Genomic DNA, 21530 nt, shown 5'->3' on the forward strand with positions numbered 1-21530 from the left:
CACTCGCCCAAGCTGTTGTCCCGTCCCACATCTGGGCCGAGGCCCGGCGAACTCGCACATACTTTCATCCACAGGTTACGACTGCTCTCCGCCGCTGTTGGAGAGTTATCCACAGGCAGGCGCTTGGGGCTACACGACTCGGCGGGCACGAGGTCATCATTCGTTCATGGACATCAAGCTCGAGCTCCTGCTGGAACGCGTCGCGACCCTGAACGGCGCGGCGTACGACGATGAGGTCGTCCGCGGTGCGCAGGACAAGCGCGCCGTCGAGGCCGCCCTCGCGGCCGAGCTGCTCTACCGCCCCGCACCGAGATTCCTCGCAATCCCAGGAACAGATCCACGCATCGTCAAGTGCAGGCAGTTTCGAGCGCACCTGACCTGCGCGAGCGCCGCCGAGGTACTCGGCTACCCCATGTGGGGCAAGCCCAAATCGCTGCACCTGGCGGTGCCCAGTAATCGCGGAGTCAGATCAAGCCCGCACCGTGACTTGAGCGACGTAGTCGTACATCGGAAAACACAACTCACACCGATGACTGTGGACGGCTTCCCCCTGGTGGTTCCGGCCGAGGTCGTAGCCTGCTGCCTGAAATGCCTTGATGAGCTCGACGCCATATGCGTTGCGGATGCTGCACTCCACCGCGGCGACACCACGAAAGCGGAAGTCGCGGAGCTTCTGACCGGGCGTTACAGCGCCAAGGCCAAACAACGGTTGGAACGCGCAGAACCTGCTACGCGGTCCCCTCTGGAGACTCGTACCAGGCTCGCACTACGTGACATCAACCTGTCGGTGGACACCGGGGTGATCGTCGAGGGGATAGGGGAGGTTGACATGCTGGTTGAGGGATGGCTGATCGTAGAGACGGACGGCTGGGAGTTCCACTCGTCGAACGAGCAGTTCGCGCTTGATCGCCATCGCGACCAGGCTGCGCTCGCCGCCGGCTACGTGCCCATGCGGTTGACCGGACAGGATGTTGCGGCCGGAGAGGAGCGCATTCGCCGCATAGTCGCGCAGGCGATCCTGGGTGCCGCACGCTCAGTTCGCGTTGCCCTTCCCCAAAACCCCGGAATAATGCGGAATCTTTGTCGGGCTGCGGGGGCGCGCTAAGCCTCCAGCGTGCGCCGAGGATGTCGGCGCACGCTGGAGCTACATCAACCAACCGCCCCGATTTTCGGGCAACCATCACTTTTCCCTGGAATCTAGCCATATTTGGGTATATCGCACGCCGGAGTCTTCATCCCTAAGCGTGCGCCGCCCCTACTCCCAACGTGCGCGAACCGTCAGCGGTGGCGCTCAACAGGAGATCCGGCTCCGTATGGTCCGCTAGTGCCGTCGGGAAACGAGGACACGGCATCGGCTCGACTTGCCCAACAGTTAGCAATGCGCAGTTCAGTCACGCACCGCAGCCAGGGGCAGACCAGAGGACCGCAAGCCCTGGAGGCGGGCTACGTCGGAGTCCGCGGGAATCTGTCCGGGCTCGGTGCCGCGCTCGACAATCTGGTTGTTCTCATCAACGAACACCACGTGCGGCAGATAGTTGCGGGCCTCGTCATCACTCAGCTGGGAGTAGCCGATGAGAATCACGATGTCGCCGGGACTGACCAGGTGAGCGGCGGCACCGTTGATGCAGATCTCCCCCGCGCCGCGCTCGCCGGGGATGACGTACGTGGAAAGGCGGCTGCCGTTGGTGCAGTCGCAGATGTCCACCCGCTCGCCGGGCAGCAGGTCCGCCGCGTCCAGCAAATCCGCGTCCACGGTGATCGAGCCGACGTAGTCCAGGTCGGCCTGCGTCACTGTGGCGCGGTGAATCTTGGACGTCATCATCGTCCTAGTGCGACTACTCATCGCTCACAAGCGTAGACGCACCAGACTGGCCCAACGCAGTGTCGTGACAGAGAAGACAGCGTGAGGAGGACAACGGTCCCTGGACAGTAAGGAGCGGGCCGCCACGCCACTTCAACCGACCTCGGCACGTAACTACTACCGACCTCGACGGTCATATCAACCGACCTCGGTGGCGCGAGCGAGCCAGCGGTCCAGGCGCTCGCGCCGGCGGCGCCGCAGTGCCCGCTCGGAGATGACACGCTCAACGGCGGCCGCGTCCGCCAGGTCCAGGTTGCTCAGCGTGCGGGAGATCTCCGCATCCACCATGTCCAGATGCAGCGCGGCCAGGCCGCGCCGCCGCGCCAGCGGCCCCTGCACCAACCGCAGCGACTGGATGCGCTCGTAGGGGATCACGCTGATGCGGCGCCACCAACGGCCCAGCCTGAGCACCACGCAGGTGTCGGTAAGGGCTATGGCCTCCCGCCGCCAGGCCAGCGGGGAAAACGGACGCCCGCGCGGGCTGATGCGAATGAAGCCGCGTCCTGCGGCGCCGGCATCCAAGTCCACATCGCCCACCCCGTCATGATCGCTCCCGGTAAGAGCCACCTCCAGAAATGCATCCGGATCGGCGACGCCCAAGTCGGGCACCACCAGCCACAGTGCCCGCAGGGCGGTCTCGCGCCGCCCCACGGGCAGCAGCACATTTGCCCCGGTGTCCTCTACCCCGGAGGACTTGACCTCGGCGGCGCTGCGCCCGGCAACGCTTACCTCCACTCGCCACCAGTCGGGCCCACGCCACAGCGGCCCCTGTTCGATCTGCACGCCATGCACCCGGCCAGGAGGGAGTGTGGAGGAGGTCTCCGCAGTCAGCCCGAAGCGCGTTCGAATCCCCGCAGGCGTGGCCGCGGCGCGGAAGCGCCACCCCTTGTCGAAGCGGCTCCATGCGTAAGCCCCCAGACCGAGCGGTATGGTCAGCATGGGCAGCACGCTGAAGAACACCGCCAGCGCCCTGGTGTCCTGAAAAGCCTCGATTCTCAGCCACACGGCTACCAGCACCAGGAATCCGACCAGCACCGCGGCGGTCGCCAGGGTCACTCCGGAGCGGAGCATGGAGCCGATCAGGATGCGGGAGTCCACCTCATACAGGTAGTGCTCGGCGGCGGACAGCCGCTCCTTCGGGATCGGCTGCGCCGCCATGGCGTCCTCGAATCCGCGGGGTGCCGACCGGTCCGCAGCGGCTCCCGCGAGTTGGTCCCCGCCAGCGCTGGACGCTTCCCCGGGTGCACGTCCCAGCTCCCCCGGGGCATGCATCCCGCGGCCCGACGATCCCGGTCCTGCCGCCCCATCGGGGTCGACGAGGAGACTGCGCGGCCCCGCCCCATGCGGTTCGCCGACTTCGCCAAGCCGCTCCAGACCCGGGCCCGTGCTCGCACTCGGCTCTTTTGCCTCACCCTCGCCGTGCAGCTGGGCTCCGGCCGCCAGCGACAGGATCCGATCACGCAGCTCCTCCAACTCGCGCGTCCGCAGGAATCCGATCAGTACGTGCGAATCGCCACCGCCGGCCACTTCCACCTTCAGCCGCCCCAGCCCGAAGATACGGCCGAGCAGCGGGTGGATGATGTCGACGGACTGGATGCGCGGCAGCCGCGCGGTGCGCAGTTTCCGATTGAGGACGCCCGTGCGCAGGTAGACGGCGTCATGGTCGACGGCGAAGGACCGCATCCGCCACGCGAGCCACAGGGCCACGCCGACAAGCACTAGCAACCCGAGCATGCCGAGCCCCGCGCCCACAATGACGCGGGACGCCGTGCGCCCCCACATCGTTTGCAGCGACGAGTAGGCCTCGAGCATGTACTCGGCGTTCTGCCAGACCAGCACGGCCAGCACGGCGGTGATGCCCTTCCACCCCTCCAGCAGCGGGGTGATGGGGTGCACCCGGGACCACTGCGCGTCCGGCGGCAGAGAGATGCCCCGTTCCTGGGCGTTCTGGCGCCGGGCATCGGGCAGGGAGGTGCTGCGGGGCCGGGCTCCTCCCCGACGCCGTCCGCCACCGCCGAGCGGAGCAGCGTCGCTATGTGACTGAGCGGATTCGTTCCGCGGCAGGCCGGAGTCGTTCTGCGGCAGGCCGGAGTCGTTCTGCGGCAGGCCGGCGTCGCCGGAGGCAGCTGGAAACACGTTCACAGTCCCGCCATCCTCTGCTCGCCGCGTTCGGACAGCACGCGCCGCAGGCTCTCCGCCTCGGCGACGGGCAACCCGTTGATGGTCGCGTCGGTGGAGGCCGACGCCGTGTGCAGTTTGACCTCCGCAATACCGAGGTGGCGGGCCAGCGGCCCCTGGGAGGTATCCACGAACTGCATACGCCCATAAGGGATCACGCTGATGTGGCGGAACATGATGCCCTTGCGCCACAGGAGGTGCTCGTCAGCCATGGCGTACCCCATGGCCCGCACCTGTCGGGGAATCAGCCACGCCTCCCACACCGTAAGTACAACCGCAAGCACGGCCCCGATGTGGAACCAGGGGCTTACCCAGACTCCGGCAACCAGGAAGCCGATCAGGAGTACCGCGTTGAGAATCAGGTTCAGCACCAGGCGGGCGGTGCTCAGGCGTGCGGAGACCGGGCGGAAGCGGATACCTGCAGGCGTGAAGGGATCGGCTGCTGTCGGCGCGGAGTCTGGGGAGGAAGGGGAGGAAGGGTACATGCTGCTCCTGACGCGATGTGTCGTGTCGGACCGAGACCGAGCATCGCAACCATGCGCGAGCACCCGCATCCTCCCACGGTAGGACCCACTTCCGCCGCGGCTCCTGCCAGGGTGCCGCCCGGTCCCTGGGTGGCGCCGTTCAGGCCTGCTACCGGCGACTCCGAATGCCTCATGCCGCCGGACTCCTGGGTGGCGCCGTTCAGGCCTACTACCGGCGACTCCGAATGCCTCGTGCAGTCCGGGTCCCCGGGTGGTGCCGCCCGCCCGGGCCCGACGGCACCCGGCGCCCGCCCTGGCCCGTAGCGGGCCGGCGGACTCACCCCAGCTCGACGAGCGTGTTGTCGATCAGGCGGGTGGCGCCGACGCGTGCGGCGAGCGCCAGCAGGCCGTGGGCGTGCTGGCCGGGCGTGTTCTCCGACTGCCCGGTGCCCGCCCGGCCCGCTTCCCGCAGGTTCTGGGGGTCCAGGCCTAGTCCCGCCCCGGCCAGGTCAGTGAAGGAGTCGGGGTCGACGACGGCGACGTAGTCGATCTCCACGCCGGCCTCGGCCTCGAGCACCTCCTGGGCGGCGGCACGGATGGCGACCGGGCTCGCACCGGCCCGGGCGGCCGCGCGCCCCGCCTCCAGCGCCCGGGACAGGGCCAGGGCCCGGCCACGCTCGGCGTCGGACAGGTAGGCGTTGCGAGAGCTCATGGCCAGGCCGTCGGCTTCGCGGCGGATGTCGACGGGGACGATCTCAACGGGGACCGCCAGGTCGCGCACCATGGCCTTCACGACGGCGAGCTGCTGGGCGTCCTTGCGGCCGAACATGGCCCAGCGCGGCGCGGTCAAGTGCATCAGGGACAGCACCACCTGGCACACCCCGGCGAAGTGGGTGGGGCGGGTGCGGCCCTCCAGGACGGTTGCCAGCGGCCCGGGGTCGATGCGCACCTGCGGCTCGCCGTCGGGGTACATGACCTCGGGGGTGGGGGCGAATACCACCAGGCGCCCCACCGTGAGTGCCCCGTCAGCCCCCGTCAGGACGGCGGCCAGGCCGTCCAGGTCGGCCTCCAGGGTGCGGGGGTAGGCGTCCAGGTCCTCACCGGGCGCGAACTGGAGCGGGTTGACGAAGATCGTGACGACGACGGTGCCGCCTGCCCCTACGCGGCGGGCCGCCTCGCGCACGAGGTCGAAGTGGCCCTCGTGTAGGGCACCCATGGTCATGACGACGGCGCGCGGGGCGCCGTCCTCGGCCAGGGTTGCGGCGAGCTCCTCCCGGGTCCGGGCGAGAACGGTGTTGGCGGCGTGGGAGGACGTGTCCGGGGTGGTCGAGACGGTCATGACCCAACGCTAGATGATCCGGTTCCTGCTTGCGCCGCCTGATCCTGGGGCACAGCGCTAGTCGGTGGGCTCGTCCAGGGCCTCACGCAGGGCGCGCAGCTGCTGATCGCCCAGTGCGCCGGTGGCTTCGCGGCGCGTCACGGTCGCTCGGGCGAGCTCCCGGTAGGTGGCGACGACGTCGTCCAGTGGGCGGCCATCCGCGTCGCGCAGTTCGGTCAGAGCCGCCAGGTGGGTGCGGACCGTGCCGGCGTCGCCACGCGCGACCGGCCCCGTCAGGCCTGCCTCGCCCTCTCTCAGGGCGCGATCCAGGGCGGTGGACAGCAGCGGGGCGAGGGTGGCGGCGCCATCTTCCACGTCGGCGGCCGAGAGGATGCGCACCGCCTGGTTCACCAGCGTCACCAGGTGGTTGGCGCCGTGCGCGAGGGCGGCGTGGTAGGCGGGCCGGGAGTCCTCCGGCAGGACGAATGGCTCCCCGCCCAGTTCTACTGCGAGCGCCTGCCCGATCGGCAGTACGGCGGCGGGGGCGGTGACGGCCATGGGGCAGCCGACCAGGCGTGCAACGTCGGTGGAGAAGCCGCCGAAGGTCATGGCCGGGTGGATGGCGAGTGGGATGGCGCCGCAGCGGCGAGCCGGCTCGAGCACGCCTACGCCGTATGCGCCGGAGGTGTGTACCACTAGTTGTCCGGGCTGCCAGCGCTTCAGGTCGGCCAGGCCCTGGACGAGGTCTGCCAGGGCGTCGTCGGGGACGGCCAGGAGTACCAGCTCAGCACGTTCGACAATGTTCGCTACGTCCAGCAGGGGGACGCCGGGAAGAAGCAGCTCGGCGCGCTCACGCGAGGCCTCGGAGACGGCGTGCACGCCGATGATCTGGTGGTCCACCGCGCGCAGGGCGGAGCCGAGCACCGCGCCGACCCGGCCGGCGCTGATGATGCCGACTCCGAGCCGGCCGGGCCGACCCGGGCGGGGCGGGTGGGACAGAGGGGTCGCTGATGATTCGGGGCCGGGGGCGGCGTCGGGGGGCAGGCCGGGAGTCGTGGGCATGAGGCGATGCTCTCACGGCACGCGAGTGTGCCCCGAGTGCCGTCGTGCGGGTCCTGTTCGCCGGTCTGCCCCTCCCGGCGACTGCTCAAGCTGTGCTGCCATGCGGGGAGGACCCGGAGTGCAGGTCGTCGTCATCATCCTCACCGATCGCGCACCAGTGCTCGACCAGCAGGCCGATGCCGGTCCACACCACGCAGGCCGCCAGGCAGGCGCCGGCCGAACGCGCCAGGGACGTCATTGCCGACGAGTCCAGGTGGAGTAGTGCGACGGCGAGGCCTCCGGCGTATACGCCACCGATGACGGCGCCGACCCGCGCGGATGCCTGCGCGGCGGCCGCCGTGGTGGCGGCCCCCGTTGGGGTCATCCAGGTGGGCTCGTGCTCGCGCAGGCGCCGCACCGCCAAGCCCGCGATCAGCACGATCGCTGCGATGGCGATGGCGACCGCCGCCCCCCAGGGCGTCAAGGAGACGACCCAGCCGAGGTGGCGCAGCATGAGATCCGATGCCGCCCAGGCGAGCACACCGGGACCGATGAAGCACGCGAGGACCGTCGTCCAGCGCGTGCGGCGCATCATATGCCCTGGCCGTTGCGGCCGATGACGTCGTTCCAATTGGGCGGAGCGGCCCAGGCGCGCTCATCGTCGTCACCATTGCCGCCTATCGCGCCGCCCAGGAAGCTCGGTGCGGCGGGGGCTGCTGGTGCAGCGGGAGCGGCGGGCTCCCCGGGCGTGACGGGCTGCGGTGCAGCAGGTGCGGCAGGACCCGCAGGCGCAGCAGGAGCAGCTGGCTCCCCGGGTGCTGCAGGAGCGGCAGGCGCGGCAGGCGCGGCAGGAGCAACCGGAGCGGCTGGATCCCCGGGTTCCGCAGGCGCCGCTTGTGGGGCCTCGTTGTGGGGCTCGTCCTGCTCGGCGCCCTCCGCGGGCTCCGGCGGGGCGACGTACTGCCCAGTCGGCAGGGCGGGCAGGTGATCGGAGTCCAGCCAGTCGAGAGCCAGCCAGCGCACGCCATCACGGTCCGGGGCTGCCTCCGCCAAGGCGGCCACTGACTGGTCACCGATCTCGGCGAAGGGGTCGGCCTGTGCCCACGGGGCCAGCACGAAGGCCCGCTGGGCGGCGCGGGGATGCGGCAGGGTGAGCTCGGGGTCCGCAGACCTGACGGACTCGTAGGTGATGATGTCCGCGTCCAGCGTGCGCGGGCCCTGCGGCCGTGTGCGTACGCGTCCGGCCGCAGCCTCAAGTCCCTGGCACACGCCCAGGAGCTCACGCGGGGAGAGGGTCGTGGTAGCCAGCACCACCGTGTTGAGGTAGTCGGGCTGGTCCTGTCCGTCCGCCACTACGGCGGCCGTGCGTGCCAGCGGGGCGACGGCGGTGACGGTGATCCCATCGGTTTGCCGCAGCGTGTTCACCGCGGTGCGCAGGGCGGGCACCACACCGCCGACGTTACCGCCCAGCGCGATCACCACAGCTGCGGGGGCCTGCGGACGCACGGTGAGCGGGTCGACCGGCGGCTGGGGCGCCGGCGCGACGTAAGGCTGGGGCGCGGCGGGTGCCTGTGGTGCGCCAGCCGGCGGGGCCGCGTCCACCGGCGCGGCGAAGACCGGCTCCGGCGCACTGGGCTGAGGCGGAAGGGGCAGGGCGGCGTCGGAGTCGGGCTGTGCCTCCGGCGGCGACGGCGGAGCCGCTAGTGGCTCGGGCGCCTCGGTCTCACCCACCGGCTCCGCAGGCGGTTCCGCTGCCTGGACCTCGACCTGGGCCTCAACGGCGGGCTCCGGCGTCGGCGCCGCGCCCAGCGGAGCGGATGCCGACCACTCCGGTTCGGGCGCCGCAACCGGGGCCGCCTCCGGCTCGGGCGCCGCAGCCGGAGCTGCTGCCGACTCCGGCGCGCCAATGGGCGGCGCTACCGCGAGCGCGTCCGCGGCGGCGTCTGCAGCTGAGTCAGCGTCACGGAAAATGCTGACCGACACGTCGTCGAAGGCGACATCCAGCGGCGCCTGGGGCTTGTGGACCGTCACTTCCACCGCGGTCACGCGGGGGAAGGCGAGTACGGCGTCGCTGATGCGTTCGGCCAGTGTCTCGATCAGCCCGACCGGCTCACCCTCAATGATGCCGACAACCGCCTTGGCCACGTCCGCGTAGTTGACCGCATCGGTCACTGAGTCGGTGACGGCCGCTATCGCCGTGCCGCGCTCCCCTAGGAACACCGCGACGTCAGCGGTGAACAGCTGTCCCTCGGTGCGCTCAAAGGGGAGCAGGCCGTGGTAGCCGCGGGCGGACAGGCCTCTCAGCGTGATCCTGTCGGGGTTGGCTTGAGTGGTGCTCATCGGTGTTCCTTCCAGAGGGAAGCGGTGCGGACGGCGTCTCGATTGGCCGGGACCTCATGGACCCGGACAGCCCAGGCGCCGGCGGCGGCGGCCAGGGCACTGGTGGCGGTGGTGGCTGCGTCCCGGGCGAGCGGGTCGGCGGCGGCCTCGGGAACGGTGGCGGCGGCGAGGAAGCGCTTGCGCGACGCGCCGATCAGGACAGGGCGGCCCAGGCTGCTTCTGAGCCGCTCGGTAGCGGCTAGCAGCTGCCACGACTGCGCGTGCGTCTTGGCGAAGCCGAGGCCCGGATCCACCACGATCTGCTCCGGGCGCACGCCGGCGGAGTCAAGCTCGGAAAGACGCTCGCGCAGCTCCGCCTCCACCCCGGCTACCACGCCCGCGGCCCCGTAATCGGTCAGCGCGTCCATGGTTGCGGGGTCACCGCGCCAGTGCTGACAGATGTAGACGACCCCCGCCGCGGCCACGGCGCGGTGCATTTCCGGGTCGGCGAGCCCGCCGGAGACATCGTTGATGATCTGCGCGCCGGCGGCGACTGCGGCGGCGGCCGTCTCGGCGCGCAGGGTATCGACCGAGACAACCGCGCCCGCCTTGGCCAGCGCCTCGATAACCGGCAGCACCCGGCGGCTTTCCTCCCGCCCCGTCACCGGGTCGGCGCCCGGGCGGGTGGACTGGCCGCCGACGTCGAGGATGTCCGCGCCCTGAGCGAGCAGCTGGTGCCCGTGCGCGACGGCGAGCTCGGTGGTGTCCCAGCGGCCGCCATCGGAAAAGGAGTCTGGGGTGACATTCACGACGCCCATCACCAGGGTGCGCCCGGCCGCGGAGGCCGCCGCAAGCGCCTGCGGCAGCGGCGCCGGGGCCGTAATGGGTATCGCGTTCACGCCCCCAGGCTATAGGACACCGCCCAGTTCCCCCGGATTTCGGGGGCAACGAGATCGAATACGGCCGCTCAGGCACGGCGGCCCAGCACCAGGCTCATGGCCTCGGCACGGGTGGCGGCGTTCCGCATCGCACCGCGCACCGCGCTGGTGATGGTGTTGGCGCCGGGCTTGTGTACGCCGCGCATGGACATGCACAGGTGCTCGGCCTCGATCACCACGATCACGCCGCGCACGCCCAGCCGCTCCACCATGGCGTCAGCGATCTGGGAGGTGAGCCGCTCCTGCACCTGCGGACGGCGCGCGTAGCCCTCCACCAGGCGGGCGAGCTTGCTCAGGCCCGTGACGCGGCCGTCCTCGCCCGGGATGTAGCCGACGTGCGCAACCCCGTGGAAGGGCAGCAGGTGGTGCTCGCACACCGAGTACAGGGGAATGTCCCGTACCAGCACCATCTCCTGGTGGTCGGCGTCGAACACCGTCTCCAGGTGGCGGGCCGGATCCTGCCCGAGCCCGGAGAACATCTCCTCCAGGGCGCGGGCGATGCGGTCCGGGGTCTCACGCAGCCCGTCACGGTCCGGGTCCTCCCCGACGGCGGTCAGCAGGTCCCGGATGGCGCGCCGCACGCCGTCGGCGTCGTAGGCGGCGCTCACCACTGCCGCCACTCCTCTTGGCGATCGGCGTCCGGAGAGGCGCCTCCCGCGTCCTGCGGCGCGTCCACCGAGTCGGGGCCGACGGCGTCGGGCCCCGGTGCGGGCTGCGCTCCGGTCGCGGCCGGGGCGGCTTCGGCGGACTCGGCGGCGTCGGGTCCCTGCGCCTGCGTGAGCTGGGCGGCGGCCTTGGCCGCGTGACGGTCGGGGGCCTGCGCGGCGGCGGCGAAGGTGCCGGTCACGTCCTCACCCAGGACCAGGGCGTCGTCGGACTGCCACAGGGGGCGGCGCGGCTGCTTGATGACCGGGGCGAAGATCTGCTCCAGGTCCTTCTCCAGCAGTGTCTCCTTCTCCAGCAGCTGCGTGGCCAGGTCCTCCAGCACGTGCCGGTTGCGCACCAGGATCTCCCAGGCCTCCCGGTGGGCGGCGTCCATGAGGGCACGCACCTCGGCGTCGACCGTGGCGGCAACGTCCTCGGAGAAGTCGCGGCTGGTGGCGTTCAGGCCCAGGACCGTCTCATTCTCGGTGGTGCCCAGGCGCACGGCGCCCACGGAGCGGGTCATGCCGTAGTCGGTGACCATCTTGCGGGCGGTGGCGGTAGCCTTCTCAATGTCGTTGGAGGCGCCGGTGGTGGGGTCGCGGAAGACGATCTCCTCCGCGGCGCGCCCGCCCATGGCGTAAACCAGCTGGTCGAGCAGCTCGTTGCGGGTGGTGGAGTACTTGTCGTCCGCGGGCATGACCATGGTGTAGCCCAGGGCCTTGCCGCGCGGCAGGATGGTGACCTTGGTGACCGGGTCGGAGTAGGCGCTGGCCGCCGCGCACAGGGCGTGGCCGGCCTCGTGGTAGGCGGTGACGGCCTTCTCGTGGTCATTCATGACGCGGGTGCGCTTCTGCGGGCCGGCGATGACGCGGTCGATGGCCTCGTCCAGGGCCCGGTTGTCAATGAGCTGGGCGTTGGAGCGGGCCGTGAGCAGCGCCGCCTCGTTGAGGACGTTGGCCAGGTCGGCGCCGGTGAAGCCGGGGGTGCGCTTGGCCACCTGGTCCAGGTCGACGTCGCGGGTCATGGGCTTGCCCTTGGCGTGTACGCGCAGGATGGCGGCGCGGCCGGCCATGTCCGGGGCCTCCACGGAGACCTGCCGGTCGAAGCGGCCCGGGCGCAGCAGGGCCGGGTCGAGGACGTCGGGCCGGTTGGTGGCGGCGATCAGGATGACGTTGGTGGTGGCGTCGAATCCATCCATCTCCACCAGCAGCTGGTTCAGGGTCTGCTCGCGCTCGTCGTGCCCACCGCCCATGCCGGAGCCGCGGTGGCGGCCGACGGCGTCGATCTCGTCCACGAAGATAATCGCGGGTGCATTGGCCTTGGCCTGCTCGAACAGGTCCCGCACGCGGGAGGCACCCACGCCCACGAACATCTCCACGAACTCCGAGCCGGACATGGAGAAGAAGGGCACCCCGGCCTCGCCGGCGACGGCGCGGGCCAGCAGGGTCTTGCCGGTTCCGGGCGGGCCGTACAGCAGCACGCCCTTGGGGATCTTGGCGCCCACGGCCTGGAACTTCTGGGGCTCGGAGAGGAACTCGCGGATCTCCTCCAGCTCCTCGACGGCCTCGTCCTCCCCGGCGACGTCGTCAAAGGTGACATCCGGCATCTCCTTGCTGCCGACCTTCGCCTTGGAGCGGCCGAAGCCCAGGGCGCCGCTGCGGTCCCCGCTCATGCGGCCGATGAGCCACCACATGAAGCCGATGAACACCACCATGGGCAGCACCAGCTGCAGCAGGGATGACCACCAGGTGGTGGTGGGCACCACCGAGTTGTAGCCGCCGGAGGGGTCCGCAGCCTGGACCAGCCGGTTCACCTGCCCGGCCTGGGCCTCGGTGTAGGTGAACTGGACGCGGCGGCCGAGGTCCCGGGCGCTCTCCCCCTCCTGCCGGGGCTGCTTGGTGTAGTCCTGGGTCAGGTCCAGCTCCACGCGCTGGGTGCCGTCGATGACGGTAATGGACTCGATGGTCTCGGGCTGATCCTGCAGAAGGGCGAGGCCCTCCGAGGTGTCGATGGCGCGGTAACCGCTGATGGAGCTCAGCAGGGCCCACCCCAGCACCACCAGCAGCACAAAGGGGGCGATCCAGAGCAGCGGGTTGCCCAGCGCCGCCCGACGCCGCCCGCCATTCTGCTTGGAGCCGCCCTGCTTGGAGCCGCCCTTGTCCCCGCGGCCGCCCTGCTTCGCGGAGCGCTCCGTCACCCGGATCTGACCGGAATCGTTCATCGGCTTTTGGTCCCTTCGCACGTCTATGCGCTCCGACGCTAGCGGAAACCACCGACGCGTTCCGCCCGCTTCCACCCGTGTTCGCGCCGGGCGTGGGCAGGGACCGGTGCGCGGCGCGGGTTCCACGCCGCCTGTGAGTCCGCAATGTGACCAAGTCGAGGACACTGGCGGCGGTAAAGGGTTGGCAAAGCCCCCCTCGAGTCGTCTAACGTGTCGGTTACGTGCTCGGTCGGTCTGGGACCTGAGTCCGGAAGGGCACGTCCCCGATGACTGCGTCGGCCCGGTCCCTGATTCCGGGGAACGGCCCGCACCGCAGTGAAACCCGTTGCCAAGACGCAGGAGACCCTGAATATTGTCGCCGATCAAATCATTGCGCCGATGTGCCCCTACCGCGGTGGGAGCGTCCGCGGCCGCCGCTGCCGCCCTTTCTATCGCCGCCGCCCTGCCAGTGGCCCCGGCCCAAGCCGCCGTCCAGTTCGATACCACCTCTGACCTGATGTCCGCCTCCGGGCTGTCTGGGACCGTCTACACCGCGGGTGACGAGTTCGCCGACGACGGCGCGGGCATGAGCTACTCCATCTCCGATACCCTCCCCGACGGCATTGAGGGCAACATCGCCGTCCCCCTGGCGGATGACAGCTACGCGGTGCCGCAGGGGCTGCCCACCGCGCCCACGCGCGCGACCGACTCGGCCGCCGTCGAGGACCTGTTGTCCCGGGCCCAGAGCTTCTACGACGCCGGCAGCCAGCTCATTTGGGACTCCAGCCGCCCCACTCCGCTGACCGGGACGGTTGTCCACTCAAGCACCACCGCCCCCTACGGCGTGACCTGCTCGACCTTCGTCAGCATGGTGCTGCTGGGCTGGGACTACGACCACACCACGTACGTGGCCGATGAGAACACGCAGGTGGGCTACGCCGTCGACTTCGGGGTGGACCCCAGCACCTCCAAGATCTGGCGCGCCAATAACCTGGCCAGCTGGTTCTACGCCCACGGGGACCTGTGGCTGGAGACGGGCGACGCCGGCGACACCTTTGAGCGCGGCGACATCCTGTTCTTCTCCGAGCAGGACCCGGAGGGCCGCATCGACCAGGTGCGCTCCGGCACCGAGGCCACCTACTTCGGCAATGTCTACCACGCCGCCATCTACATGGGCGACGGCATGCTGATCCACTCCACGGGCACCGGCGACGGCGTCAACATCACCACCTTGAACCCGGTGCTCAAGCAGGACCTGTCCTTTGTGGCCCGCCCGAGCTTCACCACCGAAGCCGCCAACACCGGGCAGGCCACGGAAACCAGCACCGGGCAGGGCACGACCGGCGGGACCGGGCAGGGTACGACCGGCGGGACCGACGCCGGCGTCGACGCCCCGAGCGGATCTGCTACCGCCCAAGGCCAGACGACCGAGTCGACCGGCGGGAGCACCACGCCTACCGCAGCCGTCCCCGCACCCACTGCCGCCGGAGGCCAGGACTCCACGCAGGGCGGAACCACCGGCAACACGAACTCGGGCGCCGTCCGGGGGGTTACTCCGGTGCCGCCCAACCGGCACTACTCCCGCCCGATCGAGGATCACCGCACCTGGATGAACCGCTGAGAGGTCGGCACGCCTGCCGGGCTGGGTTGTGCGGCTCGGCTGTGCGGCTGACCCAATGGCCGGCCGCATAGCACACGCGGGAAGCCGCGCAGACAACCGCATATTCACCGTGGGTGGCGGCGAGGCTCCAGGGCTTTGCCGCCACTCACGTGCTTGCGCGCCTTACACGCGTGGGTCACGGTCCGCGCGGTCTCGACCCCACGCACGCAGATGATCCGCGCACCTTACGGGTGTGGTTCACGGGGGCGATTCCCGAGCTCGGGGACGACTCCCCACCGTTGCGCGCGGTGCCGAACCGTCGCGCGGGGCGCACCAGCGCGCACGACCAGCCCGGTCCCCGCGGCGGCCAACAGGGCCATCGCCAACGATTCGCTGGGACGACGATGCCCTGTGCGCCTACCCCGCGCAACACGTATCGAATCGCCGACCCGGAGGCACGAGCCATCGGGTCAACGCCCGATTCCCCACCGCACCTGACTAACTACCAACCACCACGGCGCCCGCTAAACCACCGCCTTGCCCGGCGTGCCTTCACCGTATCCGGTGAGCCGCAGCCGTGCCTCGTGAATACCAAGGCGCATGCAGAAACACGGCGAGCCACTGATATAGTGGCGTTTTGATGAAAATCACTGCGCAGTCCGGGCTCGCGGCGCCCGAGTACTGGCCGTTCCTCGAAGAGGCACTCCCCAAGCTTGACCGCACATTGGAGACCGGCGATCTCGGGGAGTTCCGCGGCGGCGAACCTTTCATCGGAGCCGTCAATATTCTTGCTGCATGCGCCCAGCGAGGTATCGACCTGAGCGACGAAGCCATGGCCGAGGTCGAGCACGATGCACACGCCTTCGCCGACGACGAGTGGCACACCTACCGTCATTTATCCGCCAAGGCGCTGGAATACATCGCGATGATCCGCAGTCGCCGCGACGCGGACCCTGCAACCGCCTAGCCTTAGCGCACCCGCCCCGAGGGCGAGCCTGCGAACGCGGCCGAGTGGCCTTCCCCGTAATCCAGCAACACCCCGCCATGGGTTCCGCCCGAACGGGAACATACGGGGTTATTCATGCGGTGCGGGGCATCTATGCGCGCGGCTCGCTGCGGCCGCGGAATCCGCCGGGCACCGGCCGAGGGTGTCAAAATCGATGACAAACGCTGTCGACGACGTCCGCAGCTGCGGACAAATCGTTGGAATCATGCGGCCTCCGAATCGTGACTGGCGCACGCGGAAGGCGTTTGTCATCAATTTTGACACCACCCCACGACGGCCGCCGCGCAGCACCCCTCCCCGAGTAGCCTGCACGCACCTGAAAGCGCGGTGTGCCACCTGACGTGAGTACGTCCTGTGCCACGACGCTGGCGCGCTTGAGTCTTAATGCACCTTGAGGTGCGAGGTGCTTCCTGACCCCTACCCCTGGAAACCGCGCCGTTTCGCCACTTCCAGGCTCGAGATCGCCACCGACCCCGCAAGCACCCCACGAGACCGACTAGCACCAAGCCAAAACTACCACCTTTCGTTGAGAACAAGCCAAGCGCCACCGACACCCCCCAAGGCCCCTCCAGCCACCAACTTTCAACGAAGTCATGCGGAAAAGTCGAGGTCAAAACGTACCACACTTTGTACCGTAGACTGAATTGTGACCCGCAGGAGTGCGCCACACCAACCCCACACACCCCAACTGCATCACACGCCACACCCGCAACCGGCCCTCTCGCCACCTCCAGGCCTCCCCGCCGCACCGACGCCACCGAACCCGCCCCAGCGCACCTCCCGCCACCTGCAGCCTCCTCAAACTCCGGGCCACGAATACCATCCGCCATCCAATATCCACCCCACGCAATTGCACCTTCTGTTCAGGCACCACGCCTTGCAACACCGCCCCGCCCCTACGCAATCGGTGCCAAGATGTTCCCGGTACGGCAACCTGACTACGGCAACCTGACCGTACCGTCGCAGCACGCAGAGCCGTCATGTACGCACCGATCCGAGGAGAGGCAGACGCCTATGCCCAGCACCGTCTTCCTCCGGTTCGACGCCCCCGACGCGTTCTCCCTGACCCCGCGCCGCCTACACGCCGCCTGGGGCCGGGTGCTCGAGCTCCCCGAGGGCATCTCCCCCGAGCGGGCGGCTCGGCTCCCCTCCATCGAGGACGACGCCACCACCTGGAACATCACGCTGCTGAGCCCCACCGTGTTCACCTCCCACGGCCGCCACATCCCCGGAGTCACCCCCGCGCAACTCGCCACGAGCCTGCACGCCCGCTGGCACGCCTGGTCCCCCGAGACTCAGCCGCCGCAGCTCCATCCCGACGAGCTCGGCGTGCTCACCATGCAGGACCACACTGAGTCGGTGCGCGTGAGCCTCGGCATGCCGCGCGCCGACCGCCGCGGACGCCTGACCGCCCGTTCCATCCGCGCCACGGAGGGCTCGCTGCGCATCAGCGGCGTCGCCGGCGCCACCACCACCCGCGTCTTCTCCCGGCTGATGTCGCTGGCCCGCTTCACCAACGTCGGCTCACACGCCGCCTACGGCATGGGCACGCTCGACGTCGTCGCCGAGCCCTGACCCGCTGGGCCAGCACTACCGCCGCGCGCCTACTGACCCAACGCGCCCGGCGCCCGCACGCCCCGGTCGGCCTCAGCCGCCGTAGACCTCCGGGCGCAGGGTGCCGATGAAGGGCAGGTTGCGGTACTTCTCCGCATAGTCCAGCCCGTAGCCGACCACGAACTCGGTGGGGATGTCGAAGCCGACGTACTTGACGTCCACCTCCACCTTCGCGGCCTCCGGCTTGCGCAGCAGGGTGGCGATCTCCACGCTGGCGGCGCCACGGCTGGACAGGTTCCCCAGCAGCCAGGACAGGGTAAGCCCGGAGTCGATGATGTCCTCCACCACCAGCACGTGCCGGCCGGTCAAGTCCGCGTCCAGGTCCTTCAGGATGCGCACCACCCCGCTGGACTTGGTGCCCGAACCGTAGGAGGACACCGCCATCCAGTCCATCGGCGCCGACCGGTGCAACCGCCGCGACAGGTCCGCCATCACATACACGGCTCCCTTCAGCACGCCCACCAGCAGCAGGTCGCGGCCGGCATAGTCGGCGTCGATCTGGGCGGCCATCTCATCCAGCCGCTGGTTGATCTCCTCCTCGGTGATAAGCACCTGCTGCAGGTCCTGCCCCATGTCCGCGGCATCCATATGTGCGCCTCCTCGTGGTCCGGTGATTCTCCGGCAAGCAACTTGCGGGGGCTGGGGCGGCGTCGGGCTGACGCGCAAGCCTCGGCCTCACCCGCATCTTTTCACACCTCCCCCGCCGACGCCGGGCCGGATGGCCCGGATCCGGCCGCGCACCCCGCCCGGCACTCGCCCACGGGCATCCCACCCCGTCGGCATCCCCGTAGACCGCCCGGCCACGCCGGCCGTCACGGCCGTCACAGCCCCAGCACGGCGACGCTAAAGCCCCATGCGCTCGATCCAGGCCTCGGGGCGGCCGATCTCCTCCGGCCGCGGCAGATTCGCCGGCTCCCGCCACACCACGTTCAGCCCCGCATGCCCCACCCGGCCGACGACGCCGCGCACGAAGGCCGCGCCGTCCACATACTGCGCCTGCTTGGCCTCCACGCCCAGCAGCCGCTCCAGCGCCGTGCCCGCCCCACTCCCGCGGGAGTGCCCCAGCACCGCGCGCAGCCGGTGCACCGAGGGCATACGGCTGGGCTCCACGGCGTCGAGCACTGCCTCGGCATGCCCCTCCAGCAGCGCCATGGTGGCGGCGACAGCGGACAGCCGGGCACGCTCCTGCGCACCCAGCCGATCGGTAAGCAGCGGAGAAGGCTCACCCTCCACCGTGCCCGTGCGCGCCGCCTCACGCACGGCCCGGGCCAGGCGGGCCACGTCGGCCGGCTCGCCTGAGGCCGCAGGCCCCATGAGCGCGGTGGCTACATCTGTCACCTGTGCGGCCAAGTACTCCACCAGCCAGGGGGCGGCCGCCAGCTGGAGGACGTGGGTGGACTCGTGCAGCGCAACCCAGGCGGGCAGGTCCAGCCGGTCCAGGTCCCGCTCCCGCTGAAGGCGGAGCACATTCGGTGCCACCAGCAGCATGCGCGGCGCATTCGACCCCGCGCGCAGTGCGGCCTCCGCCCGCGTTCCCGCGCCCGCGCCCGCCCCGGCTCCCCACGCCCCAGGCAGCACCTGCCCCAGCACGCGGGTGGACACCAGGCCGAGCAGTCCCGCCACTGCAGCAGTCACCGCGGCGCGGCCGGCGGCGCGCGCGGCCGGGTCGAGCGGCCCGAGCTGCGTGGCCGAATCCGGAACCTGCCCCATAAGGGCGCGCAGGGCCTCAGTGTTGGCCCGCTGCAGCCCGACGCGGTCCACCACCAGCACCGTGGTGGTATCCGCGGCCTGCCGGGCCGCCCGGGTCAGCCCGGTGATCTGCGCGGCCCACGGCAGAGCGTCCTGCGCGCTGCGGCGCAGCAGCGCGACGGCACTGCGGCGAGTCGCCCCGGGCGCGTGCGGCCCCGCGGGAGTAGCCACCCGGGCCAGCCGCAGCGCGCCCTCCCAGTCGACGCCGTCCGCGGCACTGCGAGGGGCCCCGGCCCCACTCCCGCGCGCGCCACTGCGAGCGCCCCCGGAGCCGGCACGCCCTCGCCCGGCCCCGCGCAGAGCAGTCCCGAGAACCGGCCCGCCGCGCGTCACGCTCACCCGTTCAGCCCCCGCACCCGCAGGCCGCCAGCGGGGTGAGCAAGGCGTCGTCAATGGCCAGCCGGGCCGAGTACAGCCCGCCCTCCTCAAAGCCGTCCACGATCACGCTGAAGGCCAGCAGGCGCCCGTCGGCGGTGACCACCGTGCCGGTCAGGGACGCGACCGTGTCCAGGGAGCCGGTCTTGGCGCGTACGGCGCCCGCGCCGGCAGTACCCACGTACCGGTCATCCAGCGTCCCGTCCAGGCCGCCTACCGGCAGGGCGGCGATGAGGCTGCGCCCGGCGGTGCCGGCGTCGTCGGCCGCCGCCCGGGCGATGATCTGGGCCAGTAGCCGTGCGGGCACCTGATTGCCCAGAGCCAGCCCGCAGGAGTCGAGCATGGTCACTCCGGAGGTGTCAAAGCCATCTGCCTGCAGCTGCCCCAGCACGGCCCGGGTGGCGCCGGCGAAACTGGCCTCCTCACCGGCGGCAAAGGCGACCAGTCTGCCCTCCACCTCGGTCATGGTGTTGTCGGAGGCCTTCAGGGAGACGGACAGGATGTCCGCCAGCGGCGCGGACTCCACGGCCGCCAGCTCGGTGGCCTCCGCACCCGCCGCCGACCGGCTGACTGCCCCCGTAACCTCGATGCCGGCGCCCCGCAGGTGATCGGCGAAGACCCCGGCGGCATCCAGGGCCGGGTCGGCCGGGTACCCTCCGGAGGGGTATGCGGTCACGTCCAGCATCAGCGGCTGGATCGGCGCCACCCAGGACTCGTTGCCCGAGGCCCAGGCGTCATTCCAGGTGGGCCCGGTGAACAGCGTGTCATCCAGGGCCACGCTCACGCTGGTGACGCCCTGCTCCTTGAGCTGCGCGGCGGCCTGGCGGGCCAGGTCGCCCAGGCCGGCCCGGCCGACGGCGGCGTCGGGATCGCCGGCGTCCTCGGCCAGCAGGACGTCCCCGCCACCCACGAGGGTGACGGTGCTGCCGTCCAGGACTGCGGTGGTTCGCAGGGTGTGGTCGGCGCCCATCAGGGACAGGGCGGCCCAGGCCACCGGGACCTTGTTGGAGGACGCCGGCGTCAAAGGTGCGCCGGCACCGTGGTCCACCAGCTCCCGGCCGCTGGCCACGTCCACGATTGACACCCCCGTGGTGGCCTTCCCGACGCGCTCGTCCCCGGCCAGCGCATTGGCCAGGGCGGCCAGCTCGCCGGCGTCGGGAACGGGCGCGTCCGCGGCCAGGCCGGGGGCGGCGTCGGGCTCCCTGGCGGCGGCGGAGGCGGTGGGGAAGGGCTGGACCGCGTAGTCGGCGGGCGAGGCGGTCAGCACGCCGGGCACCAGGTCGAGGGCGTCGGCCAGGCCGTAGTAGGCGCCGACGACGACGAGCGTGGCGGCCGTCAGGGCTGCGATTTGGGCCTTGTGCACGACTCCTCCGATGATCTGGCGGGCGTATGGGTTGCTGTGGGCGGTGTTGTAGGCGGTGCCTGTGCGGCGCGCCGCGGACGCAAAGCGGGCCCGCTCCGGGGCCGGCCGCATGGCTTTGCCCTCCGGATGCGCCGTCGTAGTCCACACTAGTGCTATCGGACCGGCCCTTCCGGCGCGACGCCGTCCCCGTCGTGTCGCGGGCCGGCCGGCGGCCCGAGCGCTCGGGGCACCCAGACAAGCAGGCAACGCAAGATACGGAGACAGCCGTGGAATTCGACGTGACGATTGAGATCCCCAAGGGTAACCGCAACAAGTACGAGCTCGACCACACCACCGGGCGCATCAAGCTGGACCGGATGCTGTTCACCTCCACCCGCTACCCGGACGACTACGGGTTCATCGACAACACCCTGGGCGAGGACGGGGACCCGCTTGACGCGCTGGTGCTGCTGGAGGAGCCCACCTTCCCCGGCTGCCTCATCCGCTGCCGCGCCCTGGGCATGTTCCGCATGCGCGACGAGAAGGGCGGGGATGACAAGGTCCTGTGCGTGCCCGCAAGCGACCAGCGGGCCTCCTGGCGCACCGACATCGAGGATGTCTCCGAGTTCCACCGCCTGGAGATCCAGCACTTCTTCGAGGTGTACAAGGACCTCGAGCCCGGCAAGAGCGTGGAGGGCGCCCACTGGGTCGGCCGCGAGGAGGCGGAGGCGGAGATCCGCCTGTCCTACGAGCGCGAGGCCGCCCGCATCGCCCGCGAGGGGCACTGAGCGAACGCGAGCGGGCGCGGCACCGGGGCCGCGCCCGCTCGGCCTGCCCAGCCGGGTCGGCGCTCAGCTGCGCCGCCGCACGGCCCGCGGCA

At 70.7% G+C, this 21530-nt stretch carries 18 protein-coding genes; 5 read left to right on the forward strand and 13 right to left on the reverse strand.

The features are described from left to right. Positions 1 to 166 precede the first annotated feature (166 nt). Positions 167 to 1105, forward strand: coding sequence for a hypothetical protein (locus GZ998_RS13010; RefSeq protein ID WP_257505077.1), 939 nt, complete (start codon positions 167 to 169; stop codon positions 1103 to 1105). A 282-nt stretch (positions 1106 to 1387) separates the two neighbouring features. On the opposite strand, the gene panD is transcribed toward GZ998_RS13010, so the two are convergent. From panD to ftsH, 10 genes are all read right to left on the reverse strand, one after another. After that, positions 1388 to 1843 carry an aspartate 1-decarboxylase gene (gene panD / locus GZ998_RS04385; RefSeq protein WP_161924873.1) on the reverse strand — a complete coding sequence of 152 codons (456 nt, stop codon included), beginning with the start codon at positions 1841 to 1843 and terminating at the stop codon, positions 1388 to 1390. Positions 1844 to 1999: 156 nt separating this feature from the next. Continuing rightward, on the reverse strand, positions 2000 to 4003 hold the full coding sequence (locus GZ998_RS04390; protein WP_219109146.1) for a PH domain-containing protein: 2004 nt from the start codon (positions 4001 to 4003) through the stop codon (positions 2000 to 2002). Beyond that, positions 4000 to 4524: a PH domain-containing protein gene (locus GZ998_RS04395; protein ID WP_161924875.1), complete on the reverse strand. Its 525-nt coding sequence runs from the start codon at positions 4522 to 4524 to the stop codon at positions 4000 to 4002. The genes GZ998_RS04390 and GZ998_RS04395 overlap by 4 nt, the downstream gene beginning before the upstream one ends. Positions 4525 to 4840: 316 nt before the next feature. Beyond that, the gene (gene panC / locus GZ998_RS04400) at positions 4841 to 5842 is read right to left on the reverse strand and encodes a pantoate--beta-alanine ligase (RefSeq protein WP_219109147.1); all 1002 of its coding nucleotides are present in this window, start codon (positions 5840 to 5842) and stop codon (positions 4841 to 4843) included. Between the two features lie 57 nt (positions 5843 to 5899). Next, positions 5900 to 6883: a Rossmann-like and DUF2520 domain-containing protein gene (locus tag GZ998_RS04405; RefSeq protein WP_219109148.1), complete on the reverse strand. Its 984-nt coding sequence runs from the start codon at positions 6881 to 6883 to the stop codon at positions 5900 to 5902. Positions 6884 to 6968: 85 nt separating this feature from the next. Then, positions 6969 to 7454 carry a DUF3180 family protein gene (locus GZ998_RS04410; RefSeq protein ID WP_219109155.1) on the reverse strand — a complete coding sequence of 162 codons (486 nt, stop codon included), beginning with the start codon at positions 7452 to 7454 and terminating at the stop codon, positions 6969 to 6971. Continuing rightward, positions 7454 to 9202 (reverse strand): 2-amino-4-hydroxy-6-hydroxymethyldihydropteridine diphosphokinase, encoded by a 1749-nt coding sequence (folK, locus tag GZ998_RS04415; RefSeq protein WP_219109149.1) that lies wholly within the window; start codon positions 9200 to 9202, stop codon positions 7454 to 7456. The genes GZ998_RS04410 and folK overlap by 1 nt, the downstream gene beginning before the upstream one ends. Then, positions 9199 to 10080: a dihydropteroate synthase gene (gene folP / locus GZ998_RS04420; protein WP_374939155.1), complete on the reverse strand. Its 882-nt coding sequence runs from the start codon at positions 10078 to 10080 to the stop codon at positions 9199 to 9201. The genes folK and folP overlap by 4 nt, the downstream gene beginning before the upstream one ends. A 68-nt stretch (positions 10081 to 10148) precedes the next feature. After that, the gene (folE, locus tag GZ998_RS04425; protein WP_219109150.1) at positions 10149 to 10727 is read right to left on the reverse strand and encodes a GTP cyclohydrolase I FolE; all 579 of its coding nucleotides are present in this window, start codon (positions 10725 to 10727) and stop codon (positions 10149 to 10151) included. Continuing rightward, positions 10724 to 12985 carry an ATP-dependent zinc metalloprotease FtsH gene (ftsH, locus tag GZ998_RS04430; RefSeq protein WP_219109151.1) on the reverse strand — a complete coding sequence of 754 codons (2262 nt, stop codon included), beginning with the start codon at positions 12983 to 12985 and terminating at the stop codon, positions 10724 to 10726. Before ftsH ends, folE begins: the two co-directional genes overlap by 4 nt. Before the next feature lie 394 nt (positions 12986 to 13379). Here ftsH and GZ998_RS04435 point away from each other — a divergent pair, with 394 nt between their 5' ends. From GZ998_RS04435 to cas6, 3 genes are all read left to right on the forward strand, one after another. Next, the gene (locus GZ998_RS04435) at positions 13380 to 14585 is read left to right on the forward strand and encodes a C40 family peptidase (RefSeq protein ID WP_219109152.1); all 1206 of its coding nucleotides are present in this window, start codon (positions 13380 to 13382) and stop codon (positions 14583 to 14585) included. 616 nt (positions 14586 to 15201) lie between these two features. After that, positions 15202 to 15531: a hypothetical protein gene (locus GZ998_RS04440; protein WP_161924881.1), complete on the forward strand. Its 330-nt coding sequence runs from the start codon at positions 15202 to 15204 to the stop codon at positions 15529 to 15531. A gap of 1053 nt (positions 15532 to 16584) precedes the next feature. Beyond that, positions 16585 to 17145, forward strand: a complete 561-nt coding sequence (gene cas6 / locus GZ998_RS04445; protein WP_219109153.1) for a CRISPR system precrRNA processing endoribonuclease RAMP protein Cas6 — start codon at positions 16585 to 16587, stop codon at positions 17143 to 17145. A gap of 72 nt (positions 17146 to 17217) precedes the next feature. On the opposite strand, the gene hpt is transcribed toward cas6, so the two are convergent. From hpt to dacB, 3 genes are all read right to left on the reverse strand, one after another. Further along, positions 17218 to 17772 carry a hypoxanthine phosphoribosyltransferase gene (gene hpt / locus GZ998_RS04450; RefSeq protein WP_161924897.1) on the reverse strand — a complete coding sequence of 185 codons (555 nt, stop codon included), beginning with the start codon at positions 17770 to 17772 and terminating at the stop codon, positions 17218 to 17220. A gap of 255 nt (positions 17773 to 18027) precedes the next feature. Beyond that, on the reverse strand, positions 18028 to 19272 hold the full coding sequence (locus GZ998_RS04455) for a zinc-dependent metalloprotease (RefSeq protein ID WP_308807159.1): 1245 nt from the start codon (positions 19270 to 19272) through the stop codon (positions 18028 to 18030). Positions 19273 to 19276: 4 nt separating this feature from the next. Beyond that, complete coding sequence (gene dacB / locus GZ998_RS04460; protein ID WP_219109158.1) at positions 19277 to 20671, reverse strand: D-alanyl-D-alanine carboxypeptidase/D-alanyl-D-alanine-endopeptidase; 1395 nt, start codon at positions 20669 to 20671, stop codon at positions 19277 to 19279. 266 nt (positions 20672 to 20937) lie between these two features. On the opposite strand from dacB, the gene GZ998_RS04465 reads away from it, so the two are divergent. After that, positions 20938 to 21438, forward strand: coding sequence for an inorganic diphosphatase (locus GZ998_RS04465; RefSeq protein ID WP_161924898.1), 501 nt, complete (start codon positions 20938 to 20940; stop codon positions 21436 to 21438). Positions 21439 to 21530: the final 92 nt, after the last annotated feature.

Source organism: Actinomyces sp. 594, from assembly GCF_019325145.1.
Classification (GTDB): domain Bacteria; phylum Actinomycetota; class Actinomycetes; order Actinomycetales; family Actinomycetaceae; genus Actinomyces.

Excerpts from the sequence above, each read along its gene's own strand:
- GZ998_RS13010 (WP_257505077.1), top strand. The coding sequence starts at position 167 with ATGGACATCAAGCTCGAGCTCCTGCTGGAACGCGTCGCGACCCTGAAC.
- panD (WP_161924873.1), bottom strand. The coding sequence starts at position 1,843 with ATGAGTAGTCGCACTAGGACGATGATGACGTCCAAGATTCACCGCGCC.
- GZ998_RS04395 (WP_161924875.1), bottom strand. The coding sequence starts at position 4,524 with ATGTACCCTTCCTCCCCTTCCTCCCCAGACTCCGCGCCGACAGCAGCC.
- panC (WP_219109147.1), bottom strand. The coding sequence starts at position 5,842 with ATGACCGTCTCGACCACCCCGGACACGTCCTCCCACGCCGCCAACACC.
- GZ998_RS04405 (WP_219109148.1), bottom strand. The coding sequence starts at position 6,883 with ATGCCCACGACTCCCGGCCTGCCCCCCGACGCCGCCCCCGGCCCCGAA.
- GZ998_RS04410 (WP_219109155.1), bottom strand. The coding sequence starts at position 7,454 with ATGCGCCGCACGCGCTGGACGACGGTCCTCGCGTGCTTCATCGGTCCC.
- folK (WP_219109149.1), bottom strand. The coding sequence starts at position 9,202 with ATGAGCACCACTCAAGCCAACCCCGACAGGATCACGCTGAGAGGCCTG.
- ftsH (WP_219109151.1), bottom strand. The coding sequence starts at position 12,985 with ATGAACGATTCCGGTCAGATCCGGGTGACGGAGCGCTCCGCGAAGCAG.
- cas6 (WP_219109153.1), top strand. The coding sequence starts at position 16,585 with ATGCCCAGCACCGTCTTCCTCCGGTTCGACGCCCCCGACGCGTTCTCC.
- hpt (WP_161924897.1), bottom strand. The coding sequence starts at position 17,772 with ATGGATGCCGCGGACATGGGGCAGGACCTGCAGCAGGTGCTTATCACC.